This window comes from Streptomyces sp. NPDC001220 (assembly GCF_053597895.1).
Genome location: NZ_JBSFJE010000003.1, coordinates 593,179 through 605,827 on the forward strand (window position 1 = coordinate 593,179; position 12,649 = coordinate 605,827).

General features: G+C 71.1%; 9 protein-coding genes. 5 read left to right on the forward strand and 4 right to left on the reverse strand.

The genetic code is table 11. The features are described 5' to 3' along the window. Nucleotides 1-315 precede the first annotated feature (315 nt). From ACWDGI_RS10520 to ACWDGI_RS10535, 4 genes are all read left to right on the forward strand, one after another. Nucleotides 316-1,794: a glutamate--cysteine ligase gene (locus tag ACWDGI_RS10520; RefSeq protein ID WP_450757381.1), complete on the forward strand. Its 1,479-nt coding sequence runs from the start codon at nucleotides 316-318 to the stop codon at nucleotides 1,792-1,794. A 239-nt stretch (nucleotides 1,795-2,033) separates the two neighbouring features. Further along, complete coding sequence (locus ACWDGI_RS10525) at nucleotides 2,034-3,260, forward strand: aminotransferase class V-fold PLP-dependent enzyme (protein WP_450757383.1); 1,227 nt, start codon at nucleotides 2,034-2,036, stop codon at nucleotides 3,258-3,260. 133 nt (nucleotides 3,261-3,393) lie between these two features. Beyond that, entirely contained in the window at nucleotides 3,394-5,454 is a 2,061-nt protein-coding gene (locus tag ACWDGI_RS10530) for a galactose-binding domain-containing protein (protein WP_450757385.1), read from the forward strand. A gap of 300 nt (nucleotides 5,455-5,754) precedes the next feature. Further along, the gene (locus tag ACWDGI_RS10535; protein WP_450757387.1) at nucleotides 5,755-6,855 is read left to right on the forward strand and encodes a DUF3566 domain-containing protein; all 1,101 of its coding nucleotides are present in this window, start codon (nucleotides 5,755-5,757) and stop codon (nucleotides 6,853-6,855) included. Nucleotides 6,856-6,936: 81 nt separating this feature from the next. Here ACWDGI_RS10535 and ACWDGI_RS10540 read toward each other — a convergent pair whose 3' ends face one another. Further along, the gene (locus tag ACWDGI_RS10540; RefSeq protein WP_450757389.1) at nucleotides 6,937-7,629 is read right to left on the reverse strand and encodes a TetR/AcrR family transcriptional regulator; all 693 of its coding nucleotides are present in this window, start codon (nucleotides 7,627-7,629) and stop codon (nucleotides 6,937-6,939) included. 53 nt (nucleotides 7,630-7,682) lie between these two features. Between ACWDGI_RS10540 and ACWDGI_RS10545 the strand changes: the two genes are divergently transcribed. Next, entirely contained in the window at nucleotides 7,683-8,801 is a 1,119-nt protein-coding gene (locus tag ACWDGI_RS10545; protein ID WP_450757391.1) for an FAD-dependent oxidoreductase, read from the forward strand. Between the two features lie 97 nt (nucleotides 8,802-8,898). Here ACWDGI_RS10545 and ACWDGI_RS10550 read toward each other — a convergent pair whose 3' ends face one another. The 3 genes from ACWDGI_RS10550 to ACWDGI_RS10560 form a co-directional block, all read right to left on the reverse strand. Continuing rightward, complete coding sequence (locus ACWDGI_RS10550) at nucleotides 8,899-9,363, reverse strand: GreA/GreB family elongation factor (RefSeq protein WP_450757393.1); 465 nt, start codon at nucleotides 9,361-9,363, stop codon at nucleotides 8,899-8,901. A 111-nt stretch (nucleotides 9,364-9,474) separates the two neighbouring features. Next, nucleotides 9,475-10,788 (reverse strand): preprotein translocase subunit SecY, encoded by a 1,314-nt coding sequence (secY, locus tag ACWDGI_RS10555; protein ID WP_450757395.1) that lies wholly within the window; start codon nucleotides 10,786-10,788, stop codon nucleotides 9,475-9,477. Nucleotides 10,789-10,976: 188 nt separating this feature from the next. Continuing rightward, the gene (locus tag ACWDGI_RS10560) at nucleotides 10,977-12,578 is read right to left on the reverse strand and encodes an adenosine deaminase family protein (protein WP_450757397.1); all 1,602 of its coding nucleotides are present in this window, start codon (nucleotides 12,576-12,578) and stop codon (nucleotides 10,977-10,979) included. Nucleotides 12,579-12,649: the final 71 nt, after the last annotated feature.

The following is a 12,649-nucleotide window of genomic DNA, read 5'->3' on the forward strand; positions in this document are numbered from 1 at the left end:
CGGGTGCTGCGGGTGCGGGTGCGGGTGCGGGCGCCGGTCCGGGACTGGGCGGACGGTGTCCGGGCACAGCCGGTCGGGCCGGAGGGAGCCAGCCGCGCCCGCGCCCGCGCCTGTGTTTCCGTGGGACCGCCGAGTCCCGGAGAAACGGCGATTTCGGTACGCCCGGGCCAAAGGCTGGTGGAGGGCCGGTCCGGTCACTCTGCGCATCCCCGCAGGGCGCACTCCGTGAGCCGGCGACTCGGCGAGTGTCCGGTATGCCCGGGAGGTGCGACGCTGGGACGGCAGGCATCCGCCGAGGGGACCCGGGAGGGCCCGATGGGACGTGATGTGCCGGCCCGGGTGTTCACACGGGAGGACCGGCGCCGGTACCGCGAGAAGATGCACACCTGTCTCGACGTGCTGGCGCAGATGCTGCGCGATTCGGGCTTCGAGAGCGAGCGCCCCCAGGTCGGCATGGAGATCGAACTCAACCTGGTGGACGACGACGGGCTGCCGGCGATGCGGAACACCGAGGTGCTGCGGGCGATCGCCGACCCCGCCTGGTCGAGCGAGCTCGGCCGCTTCAACCTGGAGATCGACATCCCGCCCCGGGAGCTGACCTCCGGTGGCCCCGGCGCCTGGGAGCAGACGATCCGCGACGCGCTCAACCACGCCGAGGACCGCGCCGCGACGGTGGGCGCCCACCTGATCATGATCGGGATCCTCCCGACGCTGGGCGAGCCGGACGTGGGCGAGAAGTCCCTGTCCGGTGATCCGCGCTACCGGCTGCTGAACGAGCAGATCTTCGCGGCGCGCGGCGAGGACCTGCGGATCCGGCTGGAGGGCGTGGACCGCCTTTCGATGTACGCCGACGCCATCACCCCCGAGGCCGCCTGCACCAGCACCCAGTTCCATCTGCAGGTGGCCCCCAAGGACTTCGCCGATTACTGGAACGCGGCCCAGGCGATCGCGGGCGTGCAGATCGCCCTCGCCGCCAACTCGCCCTTCCTCTTCGGCAGGGAACTGTGGCGCGAGACCCGTATCCCCCTGTTCGAGCAGGCCACCGACACCCGTCCCGAGGAGATCAAGGCCCAGGGGGTACGGCCGCGGGTGTGGTTCGGAGAGCGATGGATCACCAGTGTCTTCGACCTGTTCGAGGAGAACGTGCGCTACTTCCCTGCGCTGCTGCCCCTGTGCGACGACGAGGACCCGCGACAGGTCCTCGACGCCGACGGTGTGCCGCAGCTCGGGGAACTCACGCTGCACAACGGCACCATCTACCGCTGGAACCGCCCTGTGTACGCCGTCACCGACAGCGGGCCGCACCTGCGCATCGAGAACCGCGTCCTGCCCGCCGGCCCCACCGTGGCCGACACCATCGCCAACGGCGCCTTCTACTACGGCCTGACGCGCGCCCTCGTGGACGAGGACCGTCCGGTGTGGTCACGGATGTCCTTCTCGGTCGCCGAGGAGAACCTGCACGCGGCGGCCCGTGAGGGCATCGACGCCCGCCTGTACTGGCCGGGGGTGGGCGAGGTACCGGTGACGGAACTGGTGCTCAGACGCCTGCTGCCGCTGGCGCACCGGGGCCTGGAGCTGGCCGGCCTGGACGCCTCCTGGCGCGAGCCCATGCTGGGCATCATCGAGCAGCGCTGCGTGAACGCCCGCAACGGCGCCCTGTGGCAGGCGGAGACGGTCCACCACCTGGAGCGGACCGGCACCTGTGACCGCCGGGAGGCGCTGCGGCGGATGACCACCACGTACATGGACTACATGCACCTGAACGCGGCGGCACACACATGGCCCGTGGAGTGAGCGCCGCGACGGGCTGAGAAGGCGGCCCGGCGTTGCCCGCACCCGCGCGTTTCGATCGCGGCCGGGTTCGGGGCGGGCGCCGCGGATTCCACTCGCTGAGGCTCGGCCCGGTCGGCGGCGAGGGTGGGGCACGGTCGTGTGTTCCGGCGGCAGGGTCCCGCCGGCGACCCGGCCTCGGGGAACGAGCACCGTCGTGCCAGGATGCCGGGTGACCGCTGTGTTCCCGGAGGCTTCCTGACGTGACCGAGACCGAGGTGGCCCTCGCGCCGCACCCCCTGCTGCTGGCCGACGGCCGACCCGCCGCCGACGCGTGGTCGCTGGACCCGGCGCTGACACACCTGAACCACGGCTCGTTCGGTGCCGTTCCGCTGGTGGCGCAGGAGCGGCAGGCGCGGCTGCGCGCCGAGATGGAGGGCGCACCGGTGGTGTGGTTCCCGAAGCTGCCGGGACGGCTCGCCGCCACCCGCGCCGAGCTCGCCGGCTTCCTGCGCGTCGACGCCGGTGACCTCGCCCTGGTGCCGAACGCCAGCGCCGGCGCCAGCGTGGTCTTCAACGCCCTCGAACGCCGCCGTGGCGGGGAGATCGTCGTCACCGACCACGGCTACGGGGCCGTCACCATGGGAGCGGCACGGCTGGCCCGCCGCTGGGGCGGCCGGGTGCGCACGGCGCGGATACCACTGGGCGCGGACGAGGACGAGGCGTACGAGGCCGTGGCCGCCGAGATCGGGGCGGCCACCGACCTCGTCGTGGTCGACCAGATCACCTCGCCGACCGCCCGCCGGCTGCCGGTCGAGCGGATCGGCGCGGAGGCACGCCGGCACGGCGTACCGATGCTCGTGGACGGCGCCCACGCGCCCGGTCTGCTCGTCGCACCGCTCGACGGCGCGACGTACGACTTCTGGACCGGCAACCTCCACAAATGGGGCTGTGCCCCGCGCGGCACCGCGGCCCTGGTCGCCCGTGGGCCCCTGCGGGACCTGCTTCACCCCCTGATCGACTCGTGGGGCGCCGAGGAGCCGTACCCCGACCGCTTCGACCAGCAGGGCACGATCGACGCCACCTCCTACCTCGCCGCGCCCACGTCCCTCGACTTCGTCGAGCGCACCTGGGGCTGGTCCGCCGCTCGGCGGTACATGGACCGGCTGGCGGACTACGCCGCCCATGTCGTCGGCGCCGCCTTCGCCCGGCTCACCGGTGACGACAGCCGGACCGACGTCGGGATGCCCGTGCCCGGCATGCGTCTGGTACGGCTGCCCGACGGCCTCGGGCGCAGCCGGATCGAGGCCGACGCGCTGCGCGACCGAGTGGCCCGGGAACTCGCCGTCGAGGCGAACTTCACCAGCTTCGACGGCATCGGCTACCTGCGCGTGTCCGCCCACGTCTACAACACGCCAGCCGACTACGAGTACTTCGCCGACAAGTGTGTGCCCGTACTCGGCAACTGGGCCCGCCAGTCGCACCGTTGAGTCAGCGGGTCAAGCGTTCCGGGCCCTTGACTCGGTAGCCGGGCGGCCTCATCCTCGTCCGAGGTATTGCGCGGGTCATGACAACCTCAAGGGTTCGCCAACCGCGCCTTCCCGCCGACCGAGGGATGTGGCCGTGACGCAGACTCGACGCTCGTACCGCAGACGCAGAAACGTCACTGTGCTGTCGCTGCTGCTCCTGGTACTGGCCGTGGTCCTCGGGCCCACCCCGAGTTCGGCGGCCGGCGGCGACTGGTGGACCCCGGCCGCACGACCCGCCCCGGACGTCCAGATCGGCGTCACGGGCGAACCGTTCACCGGCACCACCTCGACGGGCGAGGTGCGCGGGTTCGTCGACGCGCACAACCACCTGTTCGGCAACGAGGCCTTCGGTGGCAGGCTGATCTGCGGCAAGGTCTTCTCGGAGGCCGGAGTGGCCGACGCCCTGAAGGACTGCCCCGAGCACTACCCCGACGGCTCGCTCGCGCTCTTCGACTACATCACCCACGGCGGCGACGGCAAGCACGACCCGGTCGGCTGGCCGACGTTCAAGGACTGGCCGGCGTACGACTCGATGACCCATCAGGCCGACTACTACGCCTGGGTGGAGCGGGCCTGGCGCGGCGGCCAGCGGGTGCTCGTCAACGACCTGGTCACCAACGGCATGATCTGCTCGGTCTACCCCTTCAAGGACCGCGGCTGCGACGAGATGACGTCGATCCGGCTGCAGGCGAAGATGACGTACGACCTCCAGGCGTACGTCGACAGGATGTACGGCGGCACCGGTAAGGGCTGGTTCCGGATCGTCACCGACAGCGCGCAGGCGCGTGCGGTCGTCGAGCAGGGCAAGCTGGCCGTCGTCCTGGGCGTCGAGACCTCCGAGCCCTTCGGCTGCAAGCAGGTCCTCGACATCCCGCAGTGCGACAAGGCGGACATCGACAGGGGGCTGGACGAGCTGTACGCGCTCGGCGTCCGCTCCATGTTCCTGTGCCACAAGTTCGACAACGCGCTGTGCGGCGTCCGCTTCGACTCGGGCGGCCTCGGGACGGCCATCAACGTCGGGCAGTTCCTGTCGACCGGAACCTTCTGGGAGACCGAGAAGTGCACCGGCCCGCAGCACGACAACCCCATCGGCAACGCCTCGTCGCAGGCGGAGTCGGACCTGCCGGCGGGCGTGGCCGTCCCCGCGTACGACGCGGACGCCCAGTGCAACAGACGCGGCCTCACCGAACTCGGCGAGTACGCCGTGCGCGGCATGATGAAACGCAAGATGATGCTGGAGATCGACCACATGGGCGTCAAGGCCGTCGGCCAGGCGCTGGACATCCTGGAGTCCGAGTCCTACCCGGGCGTGATCTCCTCGCACAGCTGGATGGACCTGAACTGGACCGAGCGCGTCTACTCCCTCGGCGGCTTCGTCGCCCAGTACATGCACGGCTCCGAGGGGTTCGTCGCGGAAGCGGCGCGGACCAGGGCGCTGCGCGACAAGTACGGCGTGGGCTACGGCTTCGGCACGGACTTCAACGGCATCGGCGACCACCCCGCCCCGCGCGGCGCGGACGCCGCGAACAAGGTGACGTACCCCTTCAGAAGCGTCGACGGGGGCTCCGTCATCGACCGGCAGACCTCCGGTGAGCGCACCTTCGACATCAACACCGACGGCGCGGCCCACGTCGGCATGATCCCCGACTGGATCGAGGACATCCGGCAGGTCGGCGGCCAGGACGTGGTCGACGACCTGTTCCGCGGCGCCGAGTCCTACCTCGACACCTGGAGGGCCACGGAACAGCACCAGGCCTCGGTGAACCTCGCCAAGGGGCGGCCGGCGAGCGCCGGTTCGTCCGAGTGGAACCCGTTCACCAGTTATCAGCCGGGCCGCGCCGCCGACGGCGACGACGCCACGCGCTGGGCCAGTGACTGGAGCGACGACCAGTGGTGGCAGGTCGACCTGGGCTCCACCCACCTGGTGTCCCGGGTGACGCTGGACTGGGAGCGCGCCTACGGCAGGTCGTACCGCATCGAGCTCTCCACCGACGGCACGAACTGGGGGACCGCCTGGTCCACGACCTCGGGCGACGGCGGCCTGGACACGGCCCGGTTCACGGGGACTCCGGCCCGCTACGTCCGCGTCCACGGCCTCGCCCGCGGCACCGGCTGGGGATACTCGCTGTACGAGGTCGGGGTCCACAGCGCCTGAGGCGAGGTCCGCCGGGCCGGCCCGCAGGCCCTCCCCGCGCGGCCGGGGACCCGCGTCGATCACCACCCTCCGCGCCGAGCCCGAAGTCACGGCTGCCGGACGGACACCGCCGTGACAGCGGGCGCTGACCCGGCCGGCGGCCCCCGGGTGCGTCGCCAGGAATGCAAGATCACGCAGGAGCCCATACCGTCGAAGGCAACGACCAGCAGGCCCCCACCGGCCGCCGGGCGGTCGACGGAGGCCCGTTCGATGCGGTGCGGAGCCCCCTGCGAGACTGCCAGGCCACTCAGGGAGACACGCATGAGTCGCGCCAAGCGCAGGACCCGTAACCCCTCCCGCAAGCAGGCCACGCCCAGGCCCCACGGCGCCGTCCGCACCACGAGGCAGAGCGAGTCCGTCGAAGGGCCGGAAGCCGCGGCACTCGGCAGGGACACCGACGAAAAGGCCGCCCCCGCACTCGCGGCACTCCACGAGGGGGGAGTGCCGCCGGCGGAGCACGAAGGTGCCCCCGGGCACGGCGAGACCGCGACGGCAACCGTCCCTCAGGACGAGCCGGTGCCGGACCGCCCCGCCGCGGACGAGCCCGCGCCACAGGCCGCCGCCGCACTCCGCTCCCTGCCCGAAGAGCCTCTGCCCGACACACCCCTGCCCGACGGGCCTCTGCCCGACAGGTCCCCGCCCGACACACCCCTGCCCGACGGGCCTCTGCCCGACACGTCCCCGCCCGACACACCCCTGCCCGACGGGCCCCTGCCCGACACGTCCCTGCCCGGCGCGGCAGACCGTCCGACCTCGCCGACCGTGCGCGACACGCTCCCGCTAGGCCCCGCACAGGGTCCTGAGCCTGGGCCACGGACGATGCGCATGCGCATATCGGAGGCGGAACCCTGGTCCGTGACGGTGATGAGCTTCCTGCTCCTCGGTGGTCTCGGCATCCTCACCGTCGTCACCTCCGTCGCCGCCTGGGGCCTGGCCGCGATCCTCGCGCCGGACGCCCTGCCCCGGCTGGGCACGTTCCTGACCATCACCTTCAGCGTCATCACCCTCGAGGTCGTCCTGGGTTCGTGCCTGGCGGCCCTCACCACCTTCCTGTACAACCTGACCGCCCCGTACAACGGCGGCCTCGAGATCTCCCTCACCAACGACCTCGGCCCCACCGAGGCGGGCGCCAACGCCCAGTTGGCCATGGACCGGGCCCACCTCCGCGCCCGCCGCCACCTCCGCGCGCACCTCCCGGCCTGGGTCATCGGCGCGGTGCGGCGCCTGCCCGCTTGGTACGTCTCCCTCTGGGACAGAGCGGGCTCCCTGCGGGACAGGTACGCCAACCCGCGGCGCGGGAACCCGGCCGCGCCGAGCGACCGCGCGGTCCCGGTCAGCCCGGATGCCGGCGAGGGGGAGTGACGCACACGGTGTCGTCAGGGGCGGCAACGGGTCCCTGACCGTCCGACCCCGACCTCCCTCACCTTCGGCAGGAGTCGAGCGTCACGTCGGCGGCCGGGTGAGTCTGGCGGCCACGGCGTCGAGGACCCAGTCCAGGCCGGTCGCGAAGGATGTCTCGGCGTCCACGTCCGTGCCGTCGTACACGGCCTTGCTCAGCGCCGGGAAGCGGCCCGTGGCCAGCATTCTCGTCACATGCGGGCCGGAGGCGCGCTGCCAGTCGCGCTTGGACAGGCCCGTGGCGCGCTCGGCCCGCAGGTTCGCGATCTCACGCCTGATCGCGCCGATGAGATAGGCGCTGACGGTTTCCACGGCGCGCATGACGGTGTCGATGTCGGCGAGGCCGTCGAGGGCGGCCAGCTTGGCCTCGGTCAGGGCGAGGCCGTTCGGGCCCAGGGGCGGGCGATTACCGAGAAGGTCGGCCAGCCATGGGTGACGGAGCGCTGCCTGCCTGGTGCGCTGGGCGAGGACGCGCAGCGCCTCCCGCCAGTCACCGGGCTGCTCCGCGGGGCGGATCTCGGCCTGGACCTCGTCCACCATGAGGTCGAACAGCTCCTCCTTGGTGGAGATGTACCTGTACAGCCGCATCGGGCCGGCGTCCAGGCGGGCGGCGACCTTGCGCAACGACACCGCCTCCAGCCCGCCCTCGTCGGCCAGCGCGATGGCGGCTGCGACGATCCGCTGCCGGTCGAGCGGCACGGGTTGAGTCGGCGGCTGCGGCCGGTCCCACACAGTCATGGTCACACCGTACCGTTGCGATGCATCGTCAAGAAGAAATACAGTGTATCGACATGAGACATCGCATCGCAGTGGTCGGGAGCGGTCCTGCCGGCCTCACCTTCGCCCGCGTCCTGCACCGCCATGGCCACCCGGTCGCCCTTCTCGAACGCGACCCCGCGCCCGACGCCCGCCCCCCCGGCGGCACGCTGGACCTGCACGAAGGGATGGGCCAGCTCGCGCTGGAGAAGGCGGGGCTGCTGGCGGAGTTCCAGGCACTGTCCCGCCCCGAGGGGCAGGCCATGCGCATCCTGGACGCGGACGGGACCGTCCTGCGCGACTGGCGACCCCGTCCGGGTGACCGGGCCAATCCCGAGATCGACCGCGGGCAACTCCGTGACCTGTTGCTCGGGCCGCTGGACGTTCAGTGGGGCCGGGAGGTGACGCGGGTGGCGCCGGGGAGCCGGGACGGCGTGCTGGTCCATTTCGCGGACGGGCGGCAGGAGACGTTCGACCTCGTGATCGGCGCGGACGGCGCCTGGTCCCGGGTCCGCCCGGCGGTCTCGACGGTGACGCCGCACTACACCGGCGTCACCACGGTCGAGACCTCCCTCGACGAGGTCGACACCCGACACCCTGAGCTCGCGCGCCTGATCGGCGACGGTTCCGTGGCCGTGTACGGCGTGAACCGCAAGCTCGTCGCCCAGCGCAACAGCGGCGGCCACGTCAAGGTGTACGCCCAGTTCCGCGCGCCGCTGGACTGGCACACCAACCTGGACCTGGCCGACGTCGAGGCCGTGCGATCGAGCCTGCTGGCTCTGTTCGACGGCTGGGCCGCTCCCGTCCTCGAACTCCTCCGCCACGGCACCGCTTTCGCCCACCGCCCCCTCTACGTCCTGCCCGTGTCCCACACCTGGGCCCACGTATGCGGGGTGACGCTCTTGGGTGACGCCGCCCATCTGATGCCCCCGCTGGGCGCGGGCGCGAACCTCGCGATGCTGGAAGGCGCCGAACTCGCAGAGTCCATCGCCTCCGGCGCCGGAGATCTGGACGAGACCGTCCGCGCCTTCGAGGAAAGGATGTGGGCACGGGCCGGCAGGTGGGCGAAGATCACCACGGCCGGTCTGGACCGCCTCGTGAGCGAGGACCCCGCCGAAGCCCTCGCCCTCTTCGACCAGGTCCAGCCATCCTGACGGTCAGGTGCGAGAGCAGCAGCTCGCCACGGCTTCACGGGACGGCACGGCACCGAACACAGCCCTCAGCCCGCTACCGCCGAAATCCGGTCCGGTATCACCTAGGAGCCCCCAGCGACACCACGGTGGCGTCCGTGGTTCCCTGGGGGGTCTGGAAGCTGACGGTGTCGCCGACGCGGTGTCCCAGCAGTGCACGCCCGAGAGGGCTGTCCTCCGTCACCAGGTTCTCGTCCGCCGCGGAGGCGATCTCGCCGATCGCGATGTCCTGCACCGCGCCGTCGGTGAACCGCACGGTGACCGTGCTGCCGACACCGACCACGCCCGCGGGGGCCGGCTGGGCGACCACCGCCTGGTGCAGCCGCAGCGTGATGTCCTCGATGCGGGCGTCCAGGCGCCGGAGGTCGTCGGCCCGCTGCAACTCGTCGGCCTCGTCCGCGTGGTCGCCCGGGGAATCGTCGCCCCGCAGCGTCGCGGCGACGCCCTGCCGCTCGGTGTGGAGATCGGTCAGCTGCTGCTCCAGCGCGCGACGACCCTCGGCGCTGATCGGTTCAGGCCCACCCATGTCCGCTCCTTCGGGGACGGCACGACCGAAGTCGGAGTCCGGTCCACACGTCGTACCGATTTTACCGGCTATGTACATGGATGCGATGCCGTCAGGCCCCAGCCCCCGGGGTCAGCGGAGGAAGCCCTCGTAGTTGCGCTGCTGGAGCTGGCTCTCGATCTGCTTCACGGTCTCCAGACCGACACCCACGATGATCAGGATGCTGGTGCCGCCGAACGGGAAGTTCTGGCTCGCCCCGAACCCGACCAGCGCGATGGTCGGGACGAGGGCGATCACCCCCAGATACAGCGAACCCGGCCAGGTGATCCGGTTGAGCACGTACGACAGATACGTCGCGGTCGGCCGCCCGGCCCGGATGCCGGGGATGAAGCCGCCGTACTGCTTCATGTTGTCCGCGACGTCCTCCGGGTTGAAGGAGATGGAGACGTAGAAGAACGCGAAGAACACGATGAGCAGGAAGTACAGGGCGATGTAGATCGGGTGGTCGCCCTTGGTGAGGTTCTGGGTGATCCACCGTTTCCAGACGGAGTCCCCGCCCGAGAACTGCGCGACCAGGGCCGGGATGGACAGCAGGGAGGAGGCGAAGATGACCGGGATCACGCCCGCCTGGTTCACCTTCACCGGGATGTAGGTCGAGGTGCCGCCGTAGGACCGGCGGCCGATCATCCGCTTGGCGTACTGGACCGGGATCCGGCGCTGGGCCTGCTCGACGAAGACGACCAGGCCGACCATGGCGAGGCCGACGACGATGACGGCGCCGAACTCGATCCAGCCGCCGGCCAGGGTGCCCTGCTTCTTGATGGCCCACAGTGCGGACGGGAAGGAGGCGGCGATCGAGATGAACATCAGGATCGACATGCCGTTGCCGATGCCGCGGTCGGTGATGAGCTCACCGAGCCACATGACGAGAGCGGTGCCGGAGGTCATGCAGATCACCATCGTGATGGTGGTGAAGATCGACTGGTTCGGAATGATGCTGGAGGCGACCGAGCAGCCGGAGAAGATGGCGCCGCTGCGGGCGGTGGCGACCAGGCCGGTGCCCTGGAGGACGGCGAGGGCCACCGTCAGGTAACGGGTGTACTGGGTGATCTTCGTCGTGCCCGCCTGACCCTCCTTCTTCATGGCTTCCAGCCGCGGGATGACCACGGTCAGCAGCTGAAGGATGATGCTGGCGGTGATGTACGGCAGGATGCCGAGCGCGAAGATCGTGATCTGCAGCAACGCGCCCCCGCTGAAGAGGTTGACCAGTCCGAACAGCCCCTGGTTGCCGGACGCCTCGCCCACACACGTCTGGACGGCTCTGTAGTTGACGCCGGGGATCGGGACATGGGTACCGACCCGGTAGAGCACGATCATGCCCAGCGTGAAGAGCAGTTTCTTGCGCAGGTCAGGCGTCTTGAAGGCATTGATGAACGCGGTGAGCACGGTGCCTCCTGCACCCCTTCGCACATGGGCCGTCGGGGTCGGCGATGACGACAGCACATCGACACGGGAGCGAGGCATGCCGTCCGGAACGGTTCGGGCCACACATGAATGACTCCACGCGCGTCGCCCGACACCTGTTCATCGGAATTTGCAACTTTTGGGCTCACGGCACCCCCGCGCTCAGGTACTCACCTCTCGAAGGAGGCGAAGGCGGCCTCCTGCCGCCACTGGACGGCGGCCTTCGCGCTGACCGCGACGAGCCGGAGGCACTCCTCGCTCGGGGTACGGCCGCTGCCGGGCAGCCGGCCGGCGCAGGCGGTCGCGGGGCGGTAGCCGTCACGGGTGGGATTGCCCCGCCACAGGCTCCGGCCGGGGAGGAACGCGTACTCGAGGGAGGCGCGGGCCAGGTCCTTCAGTTCGGGGTAGGTCAGGCCGTAGGTCTGGGCGGCGTACTGGTACTCGTGGGTGACGTCGATCCGGGAGACGCCGGGATCGTCGGTGGCCAGGACGACCGGTACGCCGTAGGAACGGTAGGTGTTGAAGGGGTGTTCGGCGCCGCGCACGCCGAGGATCTGGGCGTTGCTGGTGAACGGCACCTCGACGGCGATCTGGCGGGCGGCCATCGTGCGGGCGGTCTGCTGCCAGCCGTCCTCGTGGACCAGGTCGACGCCGTGGCCGACGCGCTCGGTGCCGGCGACGTTCACGGCTTCCGCGATGTGGAACCTCAGGTCCTGGGGCTTGACCAGACCGGGCCACAACTCGCCCGCGTGCAGGGTGACATGGGCCTTGGGATAGACGGTGCGCAGGTAGTTGAGCATGCGCATCTGCAGGCTGTAGTCGGCCAGCGAACTGTTCCAGTCCTCGGGCTGGACGAGGTTGACGGCGACGAACCGGGGGTCGCGTTCGGCGAGCCGCATGCCGAGGGCCAGTTGGGTGAAGACGCGCTCCGGCGCGCTGCCGCGGTTGACCTGCGAGATCCAGCGCACGGTCAGCGCACAGCCGGGGCGGGGACGGCTGGTGCCGCAGCGGGCGGCCGTACGGAACTCGGCGTCACCGTCGTCGGCCTCCTTGCGCGCGTCGGCCACGACCCTGTCGAGCCTGCCCCCGGCCACGAGCTTGGCGTGCAGCGCGGCCAGGTCGGGATCCCAGCCGACCTCGGCGGCCAGTTGCCGGGCGCCGTCCGAGGCCGGGGTGATCATGGTCTCCAGGTAGAACTGGTTCTGCGCCGCGTCCGCGTCGGCGACCTGGGCGAGCAGCTTTCCGCGATGCCGCCAGGGCACCTCCCCGAACTTGTTGAACGTGTCGAAGAAGTGGTCGTGACCGTTCTGGTCGGGCGGGAAGTCCTGCATCGACCAGGCGCGCACGATCGCCTCGTAGAAGTCGCGGTCGGCCCGGGCATCGGCGGCCGGGCGGGTACCGGGACCGCACGGCGGTACGACGGCGGTCAGCGTGGCCGTGTCGACGCACAGCCCGTCGTCGGCGGCCAGTTCGACGAGGTACTCGGTCCTGACCGCCCCGGAGAGGTGGTTGTGCAGGTCGCCGCCCTTGGGCAGGTGCCGGAAGAAACCGCGCAGCAGCCGGGGGTCGTTGCGGATCGACTCCAGGTAGGCGGCCGTACGGGCCTCCGCGGCCGTCATCGGCCGGGGGGCGCCGACGGCCTCCTCGTGCGCGGCCGCGGGCGGCGCGGCCGACAGGGACGCGAGGCAGAGCAGGGAGAGGGCGCCGAGTCCGGCGGAGAGCGCCGTGCGGCGTGAGGAGTGCGCGGCGTGGGGGCCGTGATAGGTCGTCACACTCAGATGATCATCAGATCGGTCCGGCCGGTCGCGGCTGCCGCGCGGTGGGCACGACGGAGTCACCCGCG

Excerpts from the sequence above, each read along its gene's own strand:
- ACWDGI_RS10520 (WP_450757381.1), top strand. The coding sequence starts at position 316 with ATGGGACGTGATGTGCCGGCCCGGGTGTTCACACGGGAGGACCGGCGC.
- ACWDGI_RS10535 (WP_450757387.1), top strand. The coding sequence starts at position 5,755 with ATGAGTCGCGCCAAGCGCAGGACCCGTAACCCCTCCCGCAAGCAGGCC.
- ACWDGI_RS10540 (WP_450757389.1), bottom strand. The coding sequence starts at position 7,629 with ATGACTGTGTGGGACCGGCCGCAGCCGCCGACTCAACCCGTGCCGCTC.
- ACWDGI_RS10545 (WP_450757391.1), top strand. The coding sequence starts at position 7,683 with ATGAGACATCGCATCGCAGTGGTCGGGAGCGGTCCTGCCGGCCTCACC.
- ACWDGI_RS10550 (WP_450757393.1), bottom strand. The coding sequence starts at position 9,363 with ATGGGTGGGCCTGAACCGATCAGCGCCGAGGGTCGTCGCGCGCTGGAG.